Annotated in this window: 20 protein-coding genes and 3 tRNA genes; 16 read left to right on the plus strand and 7 right to left on the minus strand. The window is 47.8% G+C overall.

Annotated elements, in window-relative coordinates:
* Window position 1 precedes the first annotated feature (1 nt).
* Entirely contained in the window at window positions 2-1,243 is a 1,242-nt protein-coding gene (locus VF575_03895; protein ID HEX8182717.1) for a hypothetical protein, read from the minus strand.
* 264 nt (window positions 1,244-1,507) lie between these two features.
* Window positions 1,508-2,578: a glycoside hydrolase family 16 protein gene (locus tag VF575_03900; protein HEX8182718.1), complete on the minus strand. Its 1,071-nt coding sequence runs from the start codon at window positions 2,576-2,578 to the stop codon at window positions 1,508-1,510.
* Window positions 2,579-2,806: 228 nt separating this feature from the next.
* On the opposite strand from VF575_03900, the gene VF575_03905 reads away from it, so the two are divergent.
* The 7 genes from VF575_03905 to VF575_03935 all read left to right on the plus strand — a co-directional run bounded on the left by VF575_03905 (window position 2,807) and on the right by VF575_03935 (window position 8,224).
* Window positions 2,807-2,881, plus strand: a tRNA-Gly gene (locus tag VF575_03905).
* Window positions 2,882-3,170: 289 nt separating this feature from the next.
* Window positions 3,171-3,247, plus strand: a tRNA-Arg gene (locus VF575_03910).
* A gap of 66 nt (window positions 3,248-3,313) precedes the next feature.
* Entirely contained in the window at window positions 3,314-4,252 is a 939-nt protein-coding gene (locus tag VF575_03915) for a S66 peptidase family protein (GenBank protein ID HEX8182719.1), read from the plus strand.
* Window positions 4,253-4,642: 390 nt separating this feature from the next.
* The gene (locus VF575_03920) at window positions 4,643-5,314 is read left to right on the plus strand and encodes an HAD-IA family hydrolase (GenBank protein HEX8182720.1); all 672 of its coding nucleotides are present in this window, start codon (window positions 4,643-4,645) and stop codon (window positions 5,312-5,314) included.
* A 157-nt stretch (window positions 5,315-5,471) separates the two neighbouring features.
* Window positions 5,472-6,149, plus strand: a complete 678-nt coding sequence (locus VF575_03925; protein ID HEX8182721.1) for a GAP family protein — start codon at window positions 5,472-5,474, stop codon at window positions 6,147-6,149.
* Window positions 6,150-6,244: 95 nt separating this feature from the next.
* Window positions 6,245-6,814 (plus strand): hypothetical protein, encoded by a 570-nt coding sequence (locus tag VF575_03930; protein ID HEX8182722.1) that lies wholly within the window; start codon window positions 6,245-6,247, stop codon window positions 6,812-6,814.
* Window positions 6,815-7,324: 510 nt separating this feature from the next.
* Window positions 7,325-8,224, plus strand: coding sequence for a hypothetical protein (locus VF575_03935; protein ID HEX8182723.1), 900 nt, complete (start codon window positions 7,325-7,327; stop codon window positions 8,222-8,224).
* Window positions 8,225-8,375: 151 nt separating this feature from the next.
* Here VF575_03935 and VF575_03940 read toward each other — a convergent pair whose 3' ends face one another.
* Window positions 8,376-8,561 carry a hypothetical protein gene (locus VF575_03940; protein HEX8182724.1) on the minus strand — a complete coding sequence of 62 codons (186 nt, stop codon included), beginning with the start codon at window positions 8,559-8,561 and terminating at the stop codon, window positions 8,376-8,378.
* Between the two features lie 184 nt (window positions 8,562-8,745).
* Here VF575_03940 and VF575_03945 point away from each other — a divergent pair, with 184 nt between their 5' ends.
* The 4 genes from VF575_03945 (at window position 8,746) to VF575_03960 (ending at window position 10,973) form a co-directional block, all read left to right on the plus strand.
* Window positions 8,746-8,997 carry a hypothetical protein gene (locus VF575_03945; protein ID HEX8182725.1) on the plus strand — a complete coding sequence of 84 codons (252 nt, stop codon included), beginning with the start codon at window positions 8,746-8,748 and terminating at the stop codon, window positions 8,995-8,997.
* 78 nt (window positions 8,998-9,075) lie between these two features.
* Window positions 9,076-9,870 (plus strand): polysaccharide deacetylase family protein, encoded by a 795-nt coding sequence (locus VF575_03950; GenBank protein HEX8182726.1) that lies wholly within the window; start codon window positions 9,076-9,078, stop codon window positions 9,868-9,870.
* Window positions 9,871-9,953: 83 nt separating this feature from the next.
* Window positions 9,954-10,030 (plus strand) — tRNA-His (locus tag VF575_03955).
* 106 nt (window positions 10,031-10,136) lie between these two features.
* A complete protein-coding gene (locus tag VF575_03960) occupies window positions 10,137-10,973 on the plus strand; it encodes an undecaprenyl-diphosphate phosphatase (protein ID HEX8182727.1) in 837 nt (278 codons plus the stop codon).
* A 79-nt stretch (window positions 10,974-11,052) separates the two neighbouring features.
* Here the strand turns inward: VF575_03960 and VF575_03965 are convergent, their stop codons facing one another.
* Window positions 11,053-11,295, minus strand: coding sequence for a DUF350 domain-containing protein (locus VF575_03965; GenBank protein ID HEX8182728.1), 243 nt, complete (start codon window positions 11,293-11,295; stop codon window positions 11,053-11,055).
* Between the two features lie 37 nt (window positions 11,296-11,332).
* Between VF575_03965 and VF575_03970 the strand changes: the two genes are divergently transcribed.
* The 3 genes from VF575_03970 (at window position 11,333) to VF575_03980 (ending at window position 15,462) form a co-directional block, all read left to right on the plus strand.
* Complete coding sequence (locus VF575_03970; GenBank protein HEX8182729.1) at window positions 11,333-11,779, plus strand: hypothetical protein; 447 nt, start codon at window positions 11,333-11,335, stop codon at window positions 11,777-11,779.
* Window positions 11,780-11,781: 2 nt separating this feature from the next.
* Window positions 11,782-12,969 (plus strand): glutathionylspermidine synthase family protein, encoded by a 1,188-nt coding sequence (locus VF575_03975; GenBank protein HEX8182730.1) that lies wholly within the window; start codon window positions 11,782-11,784, stop codon window positions 12,967-12,969.
* Window positions 12,970-13,176: 207 nt separating this feature from the next.
* Complete coding sequence (locus VF575_03980) at window positions 13,177-15,462, plus strand: PBP1A family penicillin-binding protein (GenBank protein ID HEX8182731.1); 2,286 nt, start codon at window positions 13,177-13,179, stop codon at window positions 15,460-15,462.
* Between the two features lie 6 nt (window positions 15,463-15,468).
* Here VF575_03980 and VF575_03985 read toward each other — a convergent pair whose 3' ends face one another.
* A complete protein-coding gene (locus VF575_03985; GenBank protein ID HEX8182732.1) occupies window positions 15,469-17,829 on the minus strand; it encodes a CHASE3 domain-containing protein in 2,361 nt (786 codons plus the stop codon).
* Between the two features lie 155 nt (window positions 17,830-17,984).
* Between VF575_03985 and VF575_03990 the strand changes: the two genes are divergently transcribed.
* A complete protein-coding gene (locus VF575_03990) occupies window positions 17,985-19,844 on the plus strand; it encodes a heavy metal translocating P-type ATPase (protein ID HEX8182733.1) in 1,860 nt (619 codons plus the stop codon).
* A 105-nt stretch (window positions 19,845-19,949) separates the two neighbouring features.
* Here VF575_03990 and VF575_03995 read toward each other — a convergent pair whose 3' ends face one another.
* Both VF575_03995 and VF575_04000 read right to left on the minus strand, forming a co-directional pair.
* Window positions 19,950-20,579: a hypothetical protein gene (locus VF575_03995; GenBank protein ID HEX8182734.1), complete on the minus strand. Its 630-nt coding sequence runs from the start codon at window positions 20,577-20,579 to the stop codon at window positions 19,950-19,952.
* Between the two features lie 77 nt (window positions 20,580-20,656).
* Window positions 20,657-21,430, minus strand: coding sequence for a helix-turn-helix domain-containing protein (locus tag VF575_04000; protein HEX8182735.1), 774 nt, complete (start codon window positions 21,428-21,430; stop codon window positions 20,657-20,659).
* 111 nt (window positions 21,431-21,541) lie between these two features.
* Here VF575_04000 and VF575_04005 point away from each other — a divergent pair, with 111 nt between their 5' ends.
* Window positions 21,542-22,777 carry a 2-phospho-L-lactate transferase CofD family protein gene (locus VF575_04005; protein ID HEX8182736.1) on the plus strand — a complete coding sequence of 412 codons (1,236 nt, stop codon included), beginning with the start codon at window positions 21,542-21,544 and terminating at the stop codon, window positions 22,775-22,777.
* Window positions 22,778-22,822 lie beyond the last annotated feature (45 nt).

Here is a 22,822-nt window from a genome sequence, read left to right on the forward strand (position 1 = left end):
CCTAGTGCGCCGTATCGTAGAGCCAGATGCCAATTCCGGCGGCGGTCGTATCTGCAGCAAACGAGCTGAAGGCAGCGGCCGACGCCGCGTTGTCGCCCGGGCTATGCCAGTATGACCAATCAATGCCTTCGCTAAGATCGGCTTTGTTTTCGGCGAACACGTGAATAGCCACTGTGAAGCCCTGCGCTTTTGTCAGAATTGCCTGCTGCGTAATCCCCTTTAGCATGATCTGCCTATCTGCAGCCACCATCGACACAGTTGCCTTAGGCTGGCCCGCATAGATCCGGCCGAAAGTGCCGGAATTTAACCAGATTGCATTGACTCCCAGGTAGCGTGCTGCCTCGACCGCCAGATCACTTCTCAAAAATATTTTCGGATCATACAAAGTGCTTGGCGGCTGGTTGGCAGGCCCTGCCCATGGAAAGCCCTGGATACCAAAACTGTCGATCAAACCCTTTGGAATACTACGCACATAGGGCACTAGACTGGCGTAGCTGCCCTGCCCCCATGTCTCACCGACTGGATATGTTTTACCATCTAGCATCAAAGCTGCCTGACTACCAGGAAAATGCTGCTTTAAGCTTGACGCTGTCCGCGTAACAACCTGGGCGTAGATTGTCGGATCTGTCGTACTCCACACTGGTAAATTACCTTCTGGCAAAAATACCCATGTTCCCATTTCCGTACTGGTAACCCCTGCCGACTGCAATGCTTTGAAGTAGGTGTCTACCGCTCCGTCATACGCCCCGCTTCCGTACGCACGCAAATCAAGCTTGGCACCTTGCAGATCATTCGGTTCCATAAAAACCAGCGGCGCAACACCGGCACGGGCAAATGCCTTCAATACACCGGCTATCCCGGCCGCACTGGTATGTGCCTGCTCGACTGTGCTCGGAGTCGGGACGAAAAATGATACTTTGCTGGCGACAGCACCGCCGCACAACTGTTCGTACTCAGCTAATTTGCGCAGTTCAGGCACCGTTGATGAGCTTAATCCAGCATGTTTGGGGCCGTAGCCAGTACAGGCTACGTTCTTGACAGCAGCACCTTGAGCTGCGGATTGCTGGCTGGCGGCAGCTCTTTCCGTTGCGGCCGTAGAAGGTAGAGGCGGCTTTTCATTTGGGGCACTTTTGGGTGACTGCCCCTTTTTGATCGTCGGCATAGCAGACGAGCTATCGTCACTAGACTGACTGTTTGCCCCGAAGCCGAGCGCTTGTAAAATCGTATTTCTTCCTGGATGCATTGCTATTCCTATAGTTAATATCAGTACAATCGGCAAAAATATACTGAGTCTTGTGCGGTAATTAAGGGGCAGCCGACGCATCAGTCCTTTATGTATTCTCTGGCCGTATCTATATACCATGCTGATCTTATCATAAAGCATAAATTGGCGGAGACGCAATTTCATGTCTTTATTATAAGGCTTATGCTATCTATAAACCACACGCATGTAAATTATACAGCGCCGCCATTACCTTATTATCAGTTGATCTGGGCAGTATGACAACTATTTTTGATTGATGTACGGGTAGTACTGTATTGACTCTACGCGCAATGAGGCCGGCAAGGCGTCACGGTCGATGCCATCAATCGGGAAGTTTTTTCGGTCCTGTCCGGCCCATGTTCCGCCCATGGCAATATTTATAATCAGATAAAACCGCTGGTCGTATGGCCATGATCGATAGTCAGCGCCAGCTGGCTTGGCATACGAGAAAAATGTTTTGCCATCAACCTTATACGTCAGACTTGTTGGCGTCCACTGCACTTCATAGTTATGAAATGTTGTATCATTACCCGGAATTTTAACTGTATTAAAGTAGGTTCTATCGACACCATTACTGTCATACGACAGTGAGTGAGCCACGCCGTAAACGACGTTCGGTTGTCGGCCAATGGCCTCGGCGATGTCAATTTCCCCATCTGCCAAATGACTTGATTCGGTTGGTGAAATCAGGGCTGCGTACTTGGGTTGACTCGGCAACATCCATATCGCCGGCCACGTCCCCGTGGCTTTTGGCAGCTTAGCACGCACGACAATCCTACCGTATAAAAAGTCTTGTTTTGTCTTGGTATCGATTCTAGCCGAGGTATACGGCGCTCCCGGCTGCGCGCCATTCCGTGCTTCCAGCACAAGGCTACCATTTTCAATTCGGACATTTTGCGGACTAGCAGTATATATCTGCTGTTCCTCGTTCGTCCCCGAGCGTCCTTTGAATATATTTAAAAATCTTTCGCTTACTGACCCATTAGCTGCTTGTCTATAATCGAGCACAAAACTCGGACAAGTAGCAAAATCCTGTGTATGACTCGGCGCGCTGGCAGTACATTTAGGTACAGTGGTGTCGCTGTATACGCTATCGTCTGGGACGAGCAACATCGTGGCCCCACCTGAAGATGAGAATATGGCAGATACCTTACTGACGATAGTGTCACGGACGACATCAAACGGCACAAACATGGCAAACGTGGCCACTGCCAATATAGCAGTTACGGCAACAGCCTTGAGGAATACAGCTATCTTTTGGCGATACGTTCGCAAGCTCTTGCTTCCAGTGCGGATTCGAGGGAATAGCCGCATAACACTACTCCGCATAAGCACTATGTTCATAAATATATACTACATTATTATTGGTTATTTGTCAATGTTATACAATAAAAAGCTTATTTATAAACTGCACATTCTGAAAAACTATGACTCACACTAGTTTTCTGCTATAATCGCCCCTGTTATTGCAATATTGCCATAATAGATATAACTTCGTCTATAACAAGACAAGTTGGCATTCATTTTGCTCGACAAGCACATGCGGGTGTCGTATATCGGTTATTATCCCAGTTTTCCAAACTGGTGAGCGGAGTTCGACTCTCCGCACCCGCACCATCAAAGCAGGCAATATGAAGATCATAAGTATAATTTTTCAAGACATCGCCCCTATTCTACTCCTCATAGGATCTGGCATCGTGCTACTATACACGGTTATTTCAATACAAAGCGGTGTGTTTGAATGGCTAACAATTAGTATCGGACTGATTTTGGTTACTTTGGTTACTATGGCAATACTGATGGTCCGGTTTGTACAAAAACATAAGCAGATTAGCTGGAACGACGCTCTTTTCGGACTTTTTGTCTGGCCATAATATTACATTCAGTATAATACAATTAGGTGCATGCCCTGGTAGCTCAGCTGGATAGAGCAGGAGACTTCTAAGCTCAAGGTCACTGGTTCGAATCCAGTCCGGGGCACCATCGACTTTCGTATCTGTTATTTTTATTGACCCGAACATCACTTCCGAACTTTGCTATAGTTAGGTAATGAATGAAATCAGAGTAATTGCCCCTTCAGATAGCTGGAAAGTTAAAAGAGAGGGTTCTTATACTAGAGCAAGAGAGCGTTTTGAAGAAGCTGGCTATAGAATTAGTTATAGTCAAAATATTAAATCTTTATTACATCTAGGTACCGCTTCCGCAAAGCTTAGAGCTGAAGATTTCAATAATGCTTTTGCTGATAAAAATGTCAGTGCTGTTATAGCACTTCATGGCGGATTTTCAGCGAATGAAATTTTACCGCTCATTAACTGGGATATTGTCAAGAACAATCCTAAACCGCTTATTGGATACTCCGACATTACGGTACTGGTAAATGCAGTACATGCTAAAACTGGAAATACCGCGTTTCTAGGTCCAAACTTCGGAACTAATGGCTATGAAGACTTGTGGCAATACAGTATTGAGGGTGTGCTAAAAGTTTTGAGCGGTCAGACGTCATATACTCTACACGCTAGTAAAAAGCATATTGATGATGACGCTATCCATATTTCCAAGCCTTGGAACGTTCTTCAGAAAGGTACCGGAGAAGGAAAATTACTGGGCGGCAACATTCAGAGTTTCTTCCTGCTCCAAGGCACTGAGTATCTCCCTAAGTTTGACTGCGATTATATTTTAGCCATAGAAGATGACTCTTTATCAAAGGAGTACACTCTACACGGACTATCTCGTAACTTGGAATCTATTTTGCAGCTACCTGGTGCTCGTAAAAATATAAAGGGCATTTTGATTGGTCGCTTTGAGTTAGCCAGTAAGGTAAGTGACTCTGACTTAAGGAGCGTTATCAGTTCCAAAAGTCTTGAAGTTCCGGTAGTTAGCAACGTAGATTTCGGGCACACAACGCCAATGGCAACCTTACCTATTGGCGGCACTTTAAGTATTGAGGCCCTTACAAATACTCCAGTTATAAAAGTAATATCTTACTGATAAACTGACCCTTACTGTTTCGTGAACTACAAATACTGCCTACTCACAGTTAATCCTTTAGATATATCAACAATGGCCTGATAGTAATCCGTTCGGAAAACGTCTACTACGGGGCACCAAACTAAAAGGGCTAGCCTTGGTTAGTCCTTTTAGTTTGGCTCGAATCGGATGCGAACCGGTGACGCAGATTTGCTTTAGCAAAGATGCAAGTCACTGGTTTGGTCGCCAAGTCTGCCCGCAGATGCTTGCATCGAGGACGGGTGCAGGCGTGCGCTATCCAGTCCAGGGCACCACTTCCGGAAACCTACTTTTTAATCAGTTATCCTAGTTCTGATATTAGCTACACCAAGCTGGACGAAAGTACTAAGCACTATCTGTTAATATATTGACATGATAGCTGCAGCAATATTTGATATGGATGGCTTGCTTATAGACAGCGAGCCTTTTTGGCATAAGGCCCACATTCAAACCGTACAAACGTACGGTCATGAATTGAGCGCTGAGGACGTACGGCTTAAGGCAGGGCATAAGACGATTGAGATTGCACAAAATTGGATTGAGCGCTTTGAATTGGACGTTACTGCAGACGACCTATGCGTACAAATCGTAGATAGAGTCATCGTTTTGATAGAAGAGGATGGTCGAACATTACCGGGCGTTTACGAAGCTCTCGAACTATTTGCACGGCATGATGTACCTATGGCGATTGCTTCTTCAGCTTCTCCTGAAGTCATAGATGCAGTAATACAGAAACTAGAACTTAGCAAGTATATTCTTTTTGCTTACTCGGCAGTCCATGAATCCAAAGGCAAACCGGATCCTGCCGTATTCTTAACTACCGCAAAGAAGCTCGGCGTAGAACCCGCTGACTGCCTTGTGTTCGAAGATGCTCTTTCAGGCATAAAAGCGGCTAAATCTGCAGGCATGAAGTGCATAGCAGTTCCGGAGAAAATAAACAGTAACAAACGAGAATTCATAGATGAAAGCGACTTGATACTTCATAGTTTACGCGAGCTAGATTGGGATGTGGTCAAGGCATTGTTTGAGATAGGCAAGTTCTAACTTGGTACAGAATGCTGCACCACACGAATTTTAAAATTTTTATCTGCAATTTCGATCCAAGTAGGGCCACCGGCCAGTACAGGCGCACAGCCTGAGACCGCCTCCACAAATCCTCAATAACATGTCAGATTATACGTACATTTGATACAGTTAAATTATGCTTATCATTTCTTTGATAGCCATCGCTCTCGTAGATAGCTTGAATCCTTCTATCATTCTGATGACGCTGTACCTGCTGAGCACCGAAAAGCCAATGCGTCGTACGGCAAGTTACATATCAGCAGTCTTTCTCACTAACTGGGCTTTGGGTTCACTGGCGTTCTTTGGTCTAGGAGCTGTATTTAGCATTTTACTAGATAGGATCTTATCGACGACCGCATGGTGGGTATATGCACTTCAGTTTGTTGCCGCTATTCTATTGTTGTACTTTGCGTTTTCAATGAAAAACACACAAGATGCATCATTAAAAAAGAAGCCTCGTGCGATAAATCCGAAAGCAACTTTCGCTTTGGGCATAGGTACAACATTCTTAGAATTTTCAACAGCCGCACCTTATCTGGCGGCCATTGCCACACTTACGAGAGCCGATGTATCTGCAGTCTATGCAGTTACTTCGCTTGCCATGTATAACATCTTCTACATGATTATCCCCCTCGTGTTCGTAGCCGTGTATATTTTTAAGCGCGAACAAGCCGCCGAAATATTGGTAAGAATAAGCAAACGATTAAGCCGAATCATTCGTAAGTCGGCTAAAGTTCTCTTTTTTGTACTGGGTATAATTCTGCTCCTGGACTTTGTAGGCTATCTATTCGGCAGACCATTCTTAGTTTTCTAATATAGGCTGGATTGTGCTGACTCGATTAACTTCTCTAAGACACATTTATAATAGTCCGTATCATTCCGTCCAGAACTTATGTATTGAGGGCAGAAATGAAAAAGCTTGGCTTTTGTGGCATCATCTTTTGGTATAGTTATTACATGTTGTATCTCATCGGTGGTCCTCCTCGAATGGGCAAAAGCACAATGGCTCAGAGGCTGCTAAAAGACGCTACCCTTCCATACGTGTCGACAGATGGCTTAACGGTTATGTTGGAGCCTGCTGGCCTGTCATCCTTTTATGATGTCAGGAAGTCTGAATTATTTTTCCCTTACCTTGATTTATTTGTTTCGAGAATAATAAAATCATGTCCCGACTATTTAATTGAGGGTGATGCTTTTGGCCCAGACCACGTAGAAATTCTAAAAACGAAATACGATTTAAAGTGTGTCTTTTTGACTATGAATCATACGTCAACTGAAAAGATCGTCCAAAACGTGGGCTTTGACAGATGGACGGATGAAGTCTCAAACGAACATCTCGAAGGATTAGTAAAAAGAATACAATTAGCAAGCAAGGACATTCAGCTCAAATGCGAGCTTTACAATATCAAATGTATTGATTTGTCAGAAAATTATACTGAAGGATTTGACGAAGCATATCAATTCTTACGGAGCAATTAAGCCTTCTCCAGTTCACTTCATGTTTAAAAAGCGGCTGCCAAAGCCGAGAAAAAGGGTAATGAAGCCAGCCAATATTACCGGACTAACAAGTCCGTGCAACGATTATAACTTCAAATAATAGTAGTGGTTGAGTTTATAATGGTTTTTCCTTGCTTGATTATTGCCCGCTAATGCATACTGTAGACAACATATGAATATACATTATGCAATATTGTTCGGCGGCTTACTCTTATTACCTGTGTTCTACTTTGTGCTGAATAAACTGGCTGATGCTTGGGAGGCTGGCGTCGGTAAGATAATACATCGTACCTATTGGCCGCGTAAGTTCATACTGCCGTTTCTCGTATTTGCAGGGTTCGTGCATATCGCATTATGGCTTATTATTCCTATCGTAAGATCATTGTAGTTCGGGTTGAAGCGCGACATCATATTATATTTAATTTTCGCTATTCAGACTCTGTAACTTTTCGTTTATGTAATTATTTGTGATTTATATTGTAAAATATGTGAATGTCTAGAACTACTATTGGTGCATCAAATCTGAACATACTGCCGGCAGCGGCGCTCACTCATTCAGCGTCTGATTACGTTTCATTTCTTTCGCAAGGTGAATTTGATACATCTGCTGGCTTTGAATGGAGCGACCTCAGGCTTCCGGCGGCAAGACGGGCTGGCAGAACTTTAGCTGCAATTGGAATGATTCAAGTAGTTCATGAATCTTGGAACGAAAACAGTATCTGGGAAGCTTGCGCAAACCTCGAAGCGTTAAAGATTGCTGCCGCCTTTCCGCGACTCGATAAATCATACGGCCAATTAGACAAACTACAAGTCTTAGCCGGCAAAAAGCTGCCGATTATCGTCCACCCTGCCGGACAACATTTGGGCGGCACAGAACCTAAGCAAATTAGACAATCACAGCCGGACGGTATATTCGATGAAATCTGGTATCAGCCGACTGTCGAATGGGCAGCGGCGCAAGGCATAGCTACTGACAGTGAAGATACGGCTGCAATTGCCGAACAGATTTCGTCGGCACAGATCCGGAATGGCCTGGACAAAACCGCCGTAGATATACATCACTTGACGGCAGAACGAAATGGTATGCGATTTAGAAATCCTGGTGACCTGGCGGTTGCTATGGTTCAATCATCAAGTTTTGGTGAATTACAGGTTTCGATTCGGCCTGATTTTGGCGACAACCGCTCTTCGCTCGCTCTAGCCTGCAGCGGTCGGCTCGTAGATACGCCGACAGGCGAAATCATGAGTGCTATTGCCTCTGCTGTGAAACCACCTCACCCGATTAGAGTAATCAGTGAAATCCCGGCTACCGAAATTCGTGCCGCCGGGCAGCGCAATATAGCGGAAGCCCATGCGGTCATCAACCATAGCATACGAACGATACTAGGATAGTGCTGAACTCAGTATTCCTGTGCTTATTTGCTAAATGATTACATACTCACAAGCTCGACTATTAATCGCGGATTGTTGATTATTGTTTTATAATATAGTATTATAAGGGGTATGAGTGCTGAAATATTACGAGACAAAGCAAGTTGCCCAATTAGCCCTGCGGCCGTAGCAGCTGTTGTTCAAGCACGGCGCGAGCAACAGTCAGCGGCCGAAGCAGACGCACAAGCCCAGCGCACGGAGCAAGAGGCTGCCGAAGCCAATGACCGACGTCGACGCGTACATGCAGTAAGCGTTGCAGTAAGTCAGCTTCTATTCGAACACCGCAGCCAAAATCCATAATCACGATTAGACTTGTCTACTTGCAATACCAATATATTAAAAAATAAGTAAACTGCATTTTGCGCTTGTCAGCGTCGAGCTATCAAGCGTCTGGATTTGCTATACATCCGACTTCAAACAACTCGAGCACCCTATTTTGAAACAATATTGACCCAAGTGCGTCGGTATGTCATATTACTTGAATGAATAAATTAAAGAGAAATGTAACATTCGCAGCAGCAGGTGCCTGCTTAGGCGGCGTGACCGTGTTCGGGTTTACAGCGAATGAACGTCATAATGATATGGTATTGGCCGATACTATGGGCCTCGACGAACTCGCAGATACAAAAAGAATTGACCGAAATGCCGAGTTAGGCAAGGCTGGACTGGGGATTTTCGTACTTGGCGTCGGAATTGGTGAAAATATTCTTGCACGCCGGCCCGAAGAAGACTAATTGAAACAATTATCACATAGACAGCGGGTGTATAGTAGTATGCATCAGACAAATGGTCGTCTGGCATAAGGAGATATCGTGAAAACATTCGTTACCGCTTTCGTATCGGGCATACTGACATTACTCTGCGTATTCACGCCACTCGCGTCCGCACAAGCGACTCAGACGCAAAGCAGTGCCATGCAGCGCGATGTGTCCTCAGATGCACTTGACGTAGCCAGCTCATACTCGGTACCACGCTGTGGTAATACCGGTTCGCGTGTACTGCTATCGTATGACGATTGGTCGTATGGTGCACCGACCCGGATGGTATCACAGGCAAAACTGCTCAAAAGCCGCGGCGTCGGCGCCATGTTTTTCCCGGTGCAACAGCTGAACATAAATTACCAGAATGCTAATGGCGTTAATCTGGTGACTCAAGTTCGCGATCAAGGCCAGTACGTCGGCAATCACACCTGGAGCCACCTGAAACTGACGAACTACGGTACCGCAACCATCAAATCACAAATCGGCAAAGGCGCGGGAGGCTATAAATCAGCGACAAGCAGTCCCGGTTACTTGCGTCCACCGTACGGTGCCTACAACGCGACCGTCAAAAATATTGCCGAAAGCATGGACTATCATGTGTGCACCTGGACGCTAGACACCAAGGATTATGCCGGCAAAACAGCCAGTCAGATATGCTCCTATGTCAAAGCCAACGCCAAGCCCGGCTCGGTCGTCCTGATGCATCTGCAGACTAAGGCGTACGACGCAACAAACTGTATCGTCAATGGCCTGCGCGCCAAAGGGCTGAGCCTGTGCCGGCCGTACAAAGTAAATGGCGTAATTGCCCGTGCGCCAATTCGCGCGCCGTATCCATTACAGTGCTGAGGTATGCATACCGACCCCTCTGACACTAATGGTTGTCTTGCACGCCACAATCAGGTATAATCACCTCTGTTCTACACTTTTTGGCGAGCGTAGCTCAGTTGGTTAGAGTGCTGGTTTGTGGAACCGGAGGTCGAGGGTTCAAGCCCCTTCGCTCGCCCCATACATAGATTGTGGCAAGGAGACTCATACGAGTCTCCTTTTGCTTGTAGCATTATTTCAAACTGACAAGAGCAGCAGCCGACCGCACGAATGCTATAATCTAGCTTATGAGTATCCTTGAAGCAATACTGCTTGGCACCATTGAGGGTGTAACTGAATTTTTACCTATATCAAGTACCGGCCACCTGACAATTGTCGAGAAGCTACTTGGCTATTCGATCGACGATCCTGACATTACGGCTTTTACGGCAATCATTCAAGTCGGCGCCGTGCTTGCGACATTACTGTACTTTCGTAAAGATATATTTACTATTGTTTCCGCCTGGCTGCAAGGAGTGTTTCATAAAGACCGAAGACACGAAGCTGGCTACCGCTACGGCTGGGCGATTATTCTCGGCTCCATACCGATTGGTATAATTGGGCTGCTCTTCAAAGATCAAATCGAAACGGTACTTCGAAGCCTGTGGTACGTCGGGTTTGCCTTGCTGTTATGGAGTGGAGTTATGTGGTACGCCGACCATAAAGGCACGCAACGACGAGGCGAAACATCGGTTACCTGGAAAGACACATTAATCATCGGCATCACGCAGTGTCTCGCGCTGATACCTGGCGTGTCCCGCTCCGGCGCCACTATGTCGGCCGGGCTATTGCGCGGCCTGGACCGCGTGACTGTCACTAAATTATCATTTTTCCTATCAATCCCGGCCCTGCTTGCGGCCGGCACGCTGCAATCGATCAGTGAATTCAGTAACATTAGCAACGGTGTGGGGTGGACTGCAACGCTGATTGCCACGTTCGTCAGCTTCGTCGTTGCGTACATAACTGTCGCCTGGCTACTCAAATTCATTGCCGGGCACACATATACGCCATTTATTATCTACCGGCTTATTCTCGGTAGTATTCTGTTGATTTCACTATTCACTGGCACTATTTCTGCGACCTGACGAGTATCCACTGCGACTAAGACCCTGGAGGGAGCCACCGATGGTTTCGTCATACTTATACGAGAATACTTTGTCTGTGCTACCCGATGATACTGGCAGCAACAATAATAGAGATCGCGATAAATAATCCGGCAAGCATAATTCCAAACGCCATATTGTGATCATCAAGCAGCTCTTTTTTTATGTTTAGCTTGAATATGTAATTGGATAACAGTGTGCAACCGACCATTATCAAGACACCGACGACGGAATACGCGGCGATAAGCCCAAATAAAGCTAACTGATCAGTCAAAGTTGTATTTAGCACGGCAAAGTATGTCATAATAATCATAGTATACACGACAAATATCTTGAGGCATATGGACAACAATTCAGACCAGACGAAAACTTTTAAACGGTACGCCACGGCAGCTATTGTCATTGGTGGTGGCGCAATACTTGCGTCCAGTGCTATTACTTCTAGCTTCTCGCAGAATTACGGCGTGCCCGTATATCATAATGGACAACGTTATTACGTCCGCAATGACAGTAAACGAGTTGTCTACCCATCACGCGAAGCATGTCTGCAGGAGGTTCCAGCTTACATGCAGGATGAGTGTGAGCCAGTTTCGAATTATCGTAGTGGCGGCTCAGGCTGGTATGGTCCCGTGTATTCGCCGCGTGACGACTCCAGCTACCGGCCAAGCAGTCAATATCCATCTGAAACAGCAAACAGCTCCAACGTCGGCAGACAACTTCCACACGTTGCAAACTCGCATGGCTTTGGGGAAAATGGCAAGGCCTTTACCGGCTCTAAAGGCAGCTAATAATGCGACGAGTCACGATGACACCGCGGCCTGACTGGCCTGAAAAATGCCAGCAAGTCGGCTTTAACTTTTACGATTTAGCCTCAGAAAATAATGAGCCGTACTGGCGCGAGTCCGCAGCCTACGAGGTAACGATGACGGAGGTAGACGCCATCGAGGAAGCGACTGAGGAACTTTATGCTATGTGCCTGAAGGCAGTCGATTTTGCAATTTCCAACCAAAGACTACATGAATTTGAGATTCCAGAACAATTTTGGCCGTACATCACTGAGGCGTGGCAGCATAAACAGCCGACCGTTTTTGGCAGATTTGACCTGGCTTGGTTACCCGATAATTCTGTAAAGCTGCTTGAGTTCAATGCCGACACTCCAACATCATTACTCGAAACATCCGTCGTGCAATGGTTTTGGATGAAAGATATGTTTGGTGATAGCAAAGATCAATTCAACAGCCTGCACGAACAGCTGATCGACCGCTGGAAAAACATTCGCGTCAAAGATTGGCGGCTGCCCCAAAACGCGCCACTGTACATGGCTTCGCTGCGGGATAACGGCGACGGTCAGCTCATCGTAGAAGATTATGATAACGTCGCTTACATGGCAGAGGTAGCGAAAGCTGCTGGTTTTTCACCACGCCAGATATTTATGGAAGATATCAGCTGGAGTGATCAATATCAGTCATTCGTCGATAAAGACAAACAGCCTATACGCCATTTATACAAATTATACCCCTGGGAATGGTTAGTACATGAAGGTTTTTCATCTAACATACTCGCTGCCGGGCCGCGGACAATATGGATTGAACCGATTTGGAAAATGCTCCTGAGTAATAAACAGCTGCTTGTACTGCTATGGGAACTATACCCTGGTCACCGTCTACTGTTGCCTGCCTTTAACACCAAGGTCCCGTTGCAAGGCAAAAAGCATGTTCGTAAGCCAAAACTCGGACGCGAAGGTGCAAATGTTCATATATTTGGACAGGATGGCAGCCTGCTCGAATCACAAGCAGGTGGTTATGGCGCTGAGGGATACGTTTGGCAGGAATACATATCATTGCCCCATTTTGATGGCTGGAATGCGGTCATTGGAAGCTGGATTGTCGGCGACACGCCTGCCGGTATCGACTTCCGGGAAACCTCAACGCTTGTAACAGGCGATATGGCGTTCTTCGTGCCGCATTATATATCGTAGCTTGCATGTCGAGTGAACTGTCTTAATAAATGATAATAAACGCCCTTTTAGTCTATGCCGGACGAGGAATACGACCTACAATGATCTCAGCATACATACAGTGCTTATGTGGTACTGTACACAGTAAAATATGCCACATACAAAATTAACTTTCAATGATAACATTATGGTAAAATGTCAATATTAGATCGAAAATGGAACAGTAGTATGAAGAATGCGAGAATTTTCCGTGCATTGACGGCATTTTACGGCTATAGTCTGCGCAAAAAAATCCTTATTATCGGACTCGCCGGCATGCTGGGCTTGCTGCTCATATCATTGCTCACCTTTGCCTGGTTTGCACGTGATATAGCAGACCGCGAACGATTGATGAACCGCAACAATACCGGTATCCGTTTGCTTGATAAGGACGGCAGGTCTTTCTATACTTTTGGCCGGGTTAAGGAACAAAATGACATCAAACTCGATCAGATTTCAGACAATATAGAGCGTGCGCTCGTAGCCAGCGAAGACAAAGACTTTTATGAGCATGGCGGCTTTTCAATCCGCGGTATCGGTGGTGCGATTGTTGGCAATGCGCTCAATAGGGACGCCACGGCCTACGGCGGCTCCACTATCACACAGCAGCTTGTCAAAAATAATCTCTTGTCAGACAGCAAAACATTCCTTCGCAAATACCAGGAATTATCCATCGCTATTGCCGTTGATCGTAATTACACGAAAGATGAAATACTCGAAATGTATCTCAATTCAGTCTATTACGGCGAGGGAGCGTTCGGCATAGACCAGGCAGCCAAAGTCTATTTCAATAAGACACCTCAGGAACTGTCACTCGCTGAAAGCAGCTTGTTGATCGGCATACTACCAGCACCGAGTGCCTACTCGCCAATTTCAGGCGATCCAGCCAAGGCCGAGCGCCAGCAGCAACGCGTACTGAACCGCATGGCCAGCCTGAACTATATTAGCCAGAGCGAGGCCGATACCGCACTCCAAGAACAACTGACGTACGGTACTGGTCTGGATGCGACCAATACGCACGCTCAGCACTTCTCAGAAATGGTTATTAACGAGCTCAATAAACGCTACGGTGAGGAGCGTGTGACGCGTTCTGGATTTGAAGTGACCACCAGTCTGCAGCTCGACTGGCAGAAGGCAGCCGAGCAACAAGTTAAAACCCGCGTCGCACAGCTAAGCGCCCAAGGCGGCCGTAATGCCAGTGTTGTTGCCGTCGATCCAGGTACCGGAGCGGTGCGGGCCCTCGTCGGCAGTGCCGATTGGAACAATGAACAATTCGGTAAGGTCAATATGGCGCTGACTCCACGCCAGCCCGGATCAAGCTTCAAGCCTATCTACTTTGCTGAAGCCATGGACCGCAAACTGATTAGCCCGGCGACTATCCTGCGTGATACGCCGCGGACATTCGGCAGCTATGCGCCCGAAAATTACGACTTTAAATACGCCGGCAACATAACTGCCCGCAAAGCACTGGCTCAATCACGCAATCTGACAGCAATCGAAGTCATGGAAAAACTCGGCATTGATGATTCTATAACCGAAGCGCAGCAGATGGGTCTCAAAACAATTAATGGTACATCACAGCAGTACGGGCTGGCGCTGGCGCTGGGAACTGCCGAAACGCCGCTCATGGACATGACGAATGCTTATGCTGCCTACGCTAATGGTGGCAACCAGTTCGATCCGACAACGATTATTAGTATTAAAGATAAATTTGGTAAAACAATTTATGATTACGCACCTATACAAAAGGAAGTTCAAAGTCCTGAGGCTTCGTATCTTATATCATCAGTCTTGTCCGACGTGCAAGCCCGCGGCCCGACGTTTAGCAGTTTGAATATACCAGGCAAATCTGTGGCCGTCAAAACCGGAACTACTAACGACAATCATGACGCCTGGACAATCGGCTACACACCGGGCATTGCCGTCGGCGTCTGGGTCGGCAACAATGAAAACCAGGCGATGACCGGTGTTGCTGGCGCATCCGGAGCCGGACCAATCTGGCGCGCTACCATGGAGCGAATTCTCAGCGATATACCATCACGGTCATTTGCCCGGCCAGCAAATGTCGAAGCCGTCTCAATTTGTAGTGCCAATGGCCGGCGTGCGCTGACTGGTGGTAGCGGCACCTACACTGAATACTTTATTGCTGGCACCGGGCCACGCGAAACCTGCAATGCGCCGCAACCAGTCGAAAAGCCAAAGGACGATACCAAGAAAAAACAAGACGACAAACCAGAAGATACCACCGATCAAGGCACTGATGAAGACACAACCACACCGGCTACTCCACCCCAAAATCAAACGCCCACCCCAACACCGCAACCATTAGCCGCTTGTAATGATAAGTTAGATAATGATGGCGATGGCAAGATCGATGCCGCTGACTCCGGTTGTACCGACACGACGGACAATGACGAAACAAATACGCCGACACCGACGACGCCCGTTAACCCTGTAGCACCTGGCAGGTTATAGATTCGCTCAGTCCGCTATGGGCAAGGTGATGACAAATGAACTGCCTTCACCGATTTTGGATGACTGCAAATCGATCGTACATCCCATGCCTTCGCAAAGCAGCCGCGCATTATACAGCCCCAGTCCAACACTATGCGTGACGTCACGCGTCAGGATATTATCACTGGCTTGTTGAAATTTACGGAACAGTAAGAACTGTTTGTCCGCCGCGACACCTTTACCGGTATCGCTGATTATCAGTTGTACTGTACCGTCTTTGCGTTTTCCGCGGATCGTTACAACCCCTGCGTCAGTAAACTTGTACGCATTACTAAGCAGTACATCAACGACTTGCCCGAGTGCCGTTTTGTCAGCCAAAACTAGCGGTAGATTGTCTACTTGTACGTTTGTTTCGACTTCAGCATGCTTTATGGAAGCTGCTAGCGCGACACTGCGCGGTACAAGCGTCGACAACTGTACTTTTTCAATAGCAAACATATGTTTACCCTGCTCGAGCGTCGATGTATCCAAGAAATTATTGACGGTGCTGATTAACCGTACACTCGCCTCATGCATATCATGAATCATTTCTTTCAAACTTGAATCCGGTAATTTATCACCGTACATATCGAGTATCATGCTCGTTGTACCCCGGATTGCCGTTAAAGGCGTGCGCAGTTCATGCGAGGCAATTGAGAAAAATTCATCGCGGGATCTATCCATAACACGCTGCTCTGTGACATCGGCAAGTGTTACGACTGCGCCGTCTATATTTCCATCATGGGCGACAGGAGATATTGCGATAACAAGTACTTTGTTTTGCAGATTTACATCATAAATCTCTGTTGTCTTGCCTGATAGTATTACCTGGTTCACTCTTTCCCTGAGAGGCACCGTCGAGCCAAGCGCATGAACAACGGCGTCAAAACTATGTTTGCCAGTCAGCCCAAGAAGTTTTGTCGCGGAAGTATTGAGCGCTTTTATATGCAGGTCTTTTGTCACGATAACAAAGCCGAATGTCAAACTTTCTATCGAAGCTGTTAGCCGTGCATGTTCCGCATTAAGTTCATCCGTCCGGCGGCGAACTTCACTTTCAATGTTTTGTTTTTCATACGCGTTCAATCTATAGGACCGCAGCAACAATATTCCGACCGCTATGATCAGAATCATCGTTAGAATAGTACCGGCGGCAAGCGCAAGCGTCGTTTCACTCTCCGCAACCTTTTCTTTAATTTTTCCATTATTCAATTCGGACATTTTGATATTTTCCAGGCTTGCCAGATTGACGCGGAGTGCGTCCATCGTATTTTTTCCTTCGTCGCTGAGAACGATTTCTAGAGCCGCCTGCGGCTGGCCCGCCCGGCGCAGCTGTATGGTACTGTTAAGTTCAGCAAACTTCTGGTCTGACAGAATCCTGATAGTGGCAATTGACTGCTGCATTTCTGGGGCAAGTTTTTCAAGAGTATCAATGTTACGCGATACCGCTACCCGCGCGTTTGTATACGGTTGCAAATAACGTTCTTTGCCTGTTAGCAAATATCCGCGTTGACCGGTTTCTGCATCTCCGAGCGCAGCCAGCGTCCGGTTTGCGGCAAGGATAACATTATACGTTGTGTCCACTTCGGTTCTGGTTTTGATAAATACCTTCGTACCGTGTAGCGTAATCAAACTGACCGCAATGAATAGAACCGGTAATATCAAAAAACCAATAACAATACTAAGCCGCGAATGTTTGCCGCTACTACTTTTACCAAAAAATAATGTCCCCATAATGCCTTCCTCAGCACGCAGCAGCAGCATTGAAGACGCCAACAGCATGAAACAAATTGTCGTATGGAGCGCCATGGGAATGAAGGTGCCGACACCATAGAGTGACTTAACACCGTACAGGTAGCCGTTCAAAGCCAAAAATGCCAAAAATAGACTGGTAAAGCTCAGGTACTGCGCTAAATGAACCCGGTGAGATGTTGGTCTTGCCAGCAGCATTAATCCACAGCCGGCAATAAAAAAGTTAAGTGCAGTGTTGGGGGCTATCCGGCTTGGCAAAAAATTGCCGTTGTTGACGAGCTTATCGGTAAACAGCCATTGGTCTACGGGTATATCCCATCCGCTGAGCAAGGCTGCCAGCTTCAGAAAGCCGATTGTTGCTATTACAAAACCACTCACCAGCGCTACCTGGTATTTATGTTTGACCAGCGCTGCCAATGCAACGCCTGCAATCATAAACCCGACAGCCGTCACGGGATTCATAGATAACATGTTGGGCAAGACGCTTTTCAGGTATTGGCTGTCTATTGCCCAGCCTACCTCGACCAATATTCCGACTAAACCAATAAGCAGGGCAATACAAAGCGGAATGACAGTCTGAAGCTTTCGAATGCGAAACATACGTATTCTAAGTATATAAATACATAAGCGTTATTCCAAATCGAGACACGCCCACACAGTATTACCTCGTTATTGTTCTAATACTGCTATAGCTATACCATATTGATACCATTATGCTGGTACGGCGTATGACATTACTGGTATACTTAACAGATATGAAACGACTATCTGGATTTTCTGTATTGGGTTTTGCGCGCAAATATAAACTCTTTAGCCTGACATTGTTGGTAGCGATAATCAGCCTCGTCCTGCGGTCACTCGATCAGCAAACGGCAGCAAACTGGCTGTTGGCTGCAACCGCCCTCATCGTCGCGTTGCCGCTGGTACGCGACATGTACCAGGACATACGGCACGGTACGTATGGCATCGATCTGCTCGCTATCACGGCCATCGTCAGTGCAGTCATACTCAAAGAATATTGGACGGCTATCGTTATCGTTCTTATGCTGACAGGTGGTGGCGCGCTTGAAGATTATGCTGAAAATCGCTCACGTCGTGAGCTCGATGCGCTACTCAATCGAGCACCGCAAAAAGCGCACATTGTGCGTGGACGCAAGGTGGTTGATATCGCGGCTAGCGCCGTTCGGACTGGTGACACTATTCTTATCAAACCTGGTGAAGTCGTACCAGTTGATGCTGAAATTATTGACGGCACAGCCAGCTTTGATGAATCTAGCTTGACCGGAGAAAGCCTGCCAGAATCCAAAACAGTTGGTGATGACATACTCAGTGGATCGATTAATCTTGATGGTGCCATCAGGGCGCGCGCCGTTCATATTGCCGCCGACAGCCAATATCAACAAATCGTCAAGCTCGTCACCAGCGCCGCCAACAGTCAGGCACCATTCGTGCGTCTGGCCGACCGTTATAGTATTCCATTTACTATCATTGCCTTTGCAATTGCCGGCGGCGTCTGGATAGCGTCTGGCGACCCGGTTCGCTTCCTGCAAGTTATCGTCGTTGCTACACCCTGCCCTTTGCTGTTGGCAGCTCCAATCGCCATTATCAGCGGCATGAGCCGCGCCAGCAAACAGGGTATCATCGTCAGAACTGGCTCCGCCCTCGAACGCCTGGCCAAGGTACAAACTGTGGCCTTTGATAAAACCGGTACTCTCACGACTGGCAAGCCGGTCATTGCAGACATTATGACGTTTGGAAATTATGACCAGTCAACCGTACTCAGCATGGCGGCCGCTCTTGAATCCTCGTCGGGCCATGTCCTGGCTCATGCTATCAATGAGGCAGCACTGGAGCGTGCCGTCAAAGTACCGAAAGCCCGTAACATCAACGAATTTGCCGGCAAAGGCATGGCTGCCATGGTGGCTGGCAAGCAGATTCTGGTAGGCCGCAAAAGCCTGCTCGATGAGCAAAATATACCGATGCCGCCAAAATTCCGGGCCGCCAGCATCAAGCAGACGGCGACATACGTGGCCATTGGCGGCGAACTGGCGGGCGCTATTACCTTTGTCGATGAAATACGCCCCGAAGCTGAAGCGACGCTGGCTCGGCTGCAAAAACTTGGCGTCAAACAGTTTGAAATGGTAACTGGTGACAACAAAGCGGTTGCTGCTGCTGTCGCAAGCCAGCTTGGCATTACCCAGGTGACCTCCGAGGCTCTTCCGGCTGACAAGCTGCTTGCCGTCGAAGCTATGCGCTACCGCCCAGTTGCGTTTGTCGGTGATGGCGTCAATGACGCACCGGTGCTCACCGCCTCGGATGTCGGTATCGCGCTGGGCGCCCGCGGATCCACTGCCGCCAGCGAATCGGCTGATATGATCATCATGGTCGATGACATCAGCCGCGTTGCGACTGGCGTCGCCATCGCCAACCGAACCTTCAAAATTGCCCGCCAGAGTATTCTAGTCGGTATCGGCCTCAGCGTTATGCTGATGATCATTTTTGCAACCGGAAAATTCCCGCCAATCTACGGCGCAGCCATTCAGGAACTGGTCGACATCGTGGTGATATTCAATGCACTGCGGGCGCATACCGGCGGTAGTGGCGACCAGGACTAAACTCGGCCGCGCCAATGGGCCACTGGCTCGGCTGCTGCCAGGAAAACAGCTAGCATAACACGATTATCGTCATAGCCACCTCCTCGTACTAGAATTTAATAGATATCAAGCGGCATACAGTAGCGCCACACCGACGAGGAGTGGGATCAGCAGATTATCAAGTCCAGCTACTCCCACGTTTTCGACTGCCGTCGCCGTCATTGCCAGGCCCGCAATTGTCAGCGGGCTAAGCACTGTTCCGGACAGTAAGCTGTAAGCAACGAGGATTCCAATCGACACAACCAGGAACGTCGCCGAGCCGACGATACTCTTAGTTTGCCGGAACACTTTGTATTCTGTCTTACCGCCCCACGTGACACCCGTGACTGCCGCCAAGCCGTCCGCCAGGCTCATATGCAGCAGCGCTGCCGCATATATCCACGGTTCCTGCGTGACAAGAGCCAAAACGCCCACTGCCATTGCAAAATATACTTCTCCCCATGTAGGCCGCTCAACGGCGTGAATAGCTTTGAAAATATGAAAGTATTTGGACACCGCAACGACGACAATGAACGCCGCACTCAGCAGCAATATTTGATCCCAAGACAGATAAAACGGCCAGGTCGCCGCAAAGCTTCCGACAACAATATGTATAAACTTTCGGCTTAGTTCATCGTGCGGTTTGCGGACATACCACCAAATTTCTGACAGCAGCAAGACGAAGAAGATTCCAAGAACGGTGAGTGCAAGGGCCATGAGCCACATTGTACGCTACACGGAGCGAACTAAAAATGGTCTGTGCTTTCTTATAGCAGGACGTATCTAAGCAGCCGCTATTTCTCATTTGGTAGGGTTTCCCATAGTTGCTCAAACAGCAATCGCTGCATTGCAGCCGCCCCCAGATCATCAACGATAACACCGTACGGCGTATCGTCACTGGTAATCGATATAGTAGCTACCTTTGATCCGTAGACGATCGTATAACTCGATATACTGCCCGATGGAGGTTCGGCAAGCCATTTGCGAGCTGCTTTTGGTGCCTCGTCGCCGCCTGCTCCAACGGCAATAACCTTGACGCGGATATCTTCGGCAACTCGCCGCTCAGTAAACTGAGGAAATTCTTTATACAGATAGCGTCTCACCTGGCTGGAAGAATAAGCATAATACTCAGGGATATCGAGCATACGGCAAGTCTGCAGTACGTCTTTCAGAATCGTAGTTACGCCGCCGTCACCCTCATAATATTTGACGAGTGGGCGTCCTTCACTATGCGCTTGACGAGCCAACAGACCTGGAACAATTTTTTTGGCGTCTTCTGCTATATCCACCAGATCACGCCGTTTCTCACGGATGATGTCATATATTCTTTCGGGAGATTCAGCAGTGTATTGTTCACGTTTGCCATTTTGCTTGATACTAACCAGCCCAAAAGTTGTCAATTTTTTTAGTGCATCGTAGGTGGTTCCGCGGTTTATCTCAGTCTCAGCAGCGATCTTACGGATCGAAGTCGATTCAAGACGAAGTAAGGCCGCATAGGTAGCAGCTTCGTTCTCCGACAGCCCTAGATCAGTGAGGAGCGATATAATCGTTTGAGTGTCGTGGTGCATAAAATGTAATACTATTGCTTAAATGTATTTTTGTCAATTTATTGTTGCCATTGTAGATTGTAATATGAGTATAAAGTGTTACAATATATTTGTAATACAGAAAACTATGTGATGAAAGATATTGAACACATACCACATTTTGAGGGTGCCTTGACAGTCGGTATCTTGGGCGGTGGCACGGCTGGCAAAACAGCAGCTGGCTATATTGATGCCGTCGAAGCTGGCTTAGTACCCGGTGTAGCGCATGCCGACGTATTTGTCGGTGTCGCTACTTGTGACGACGGCTCGGCGACGGGACGACTGCGCACACTGTACAATACCCCGGCCACTGGTGATATTCGGCGATCAATCTCTGCACTCAGCATAAACCAAGACGCAGCTCAGGATTTTGAAAATCGGTTCAGCTTAGCATCAACCGCTGATGACGTGCGCACGACTGCCGAGCAATTGATGGCCACTCTCAGTTACAGCAAACCGGCCGCCGACGGTGTGGATACGGCACGGATTATTGATATGACTGTCGAGCTTAGCCGTAATATTATCTCGCGGGATCCAAACGGTTTGATGGGCATTGCACTTGGCCATTTGGTCCTGACAGCCTTGACCCTCGAATCTGATCTCGATCAGGCCAGCCAGACGGCCGGAGACCTGATGATGACCCGCGCCGCGGTCATACCAGTATCATCAATACCCCATTACCTCAAACTACGTGATGGTGACAAAATTGTCATTGGCGAGCATATGATCGACACCGATTACACACTCGAACATCCGGAAGATTTCGATATTACCGCCTGCAGTGGACCCGAGGGAACCGACATGATAATCCCGACGACTCCCCGGTTACTCGATCGGCTTCGTACCGCTGATCAAGTCGCTATCGGCCCAGGCAGTTTCCTGACATCAACACGAGCCGCCCTGCTCGGCGCTGGCACCTCAGAAGCCCTGCGCGAAATCAGCTTAGCGGACGACCGTGAGTTGTTCCTACTGGCCAATATAAAACTCGACGACGAAACCAAAGATTGGACCGTTGCCAAATTTGCGCACGAACACACCAAGGCTATCGGTGGACCGCTCGACGCCGTTATCTGCAACAATGATATCGAAGACCTCAGGAGTCCTGTTGTGTTTGACGAACATGATCTAACGACAAGTGGCGAGTTATACAAAGTCATTTCCCTGCCACTTCGTAAACTCAGCCATACGCCCAAAATTGCTGGTGACCCGCTGGCTCATCGACGTTCCGACGTCGAACACGACATGAATGCCGTTGCCATTGCCATGGGCGAGGAGCGGATGAAGAAACAGTCAGTCGCAGACAGCCAATACACCCGCGCTGCATCTTGATTAACGTGTCGCCTCTCTCAACTCTATTTACCCAGTTATATATCT

Source organism: Candidatus Saccharimonadales bacterium, from assembly GCA_036388415.1.
Lineage (GTDB): Bacteria > Patescibacteriota > Saccharimonadia > Saccharimonadales > UBA4665 > UBA4665.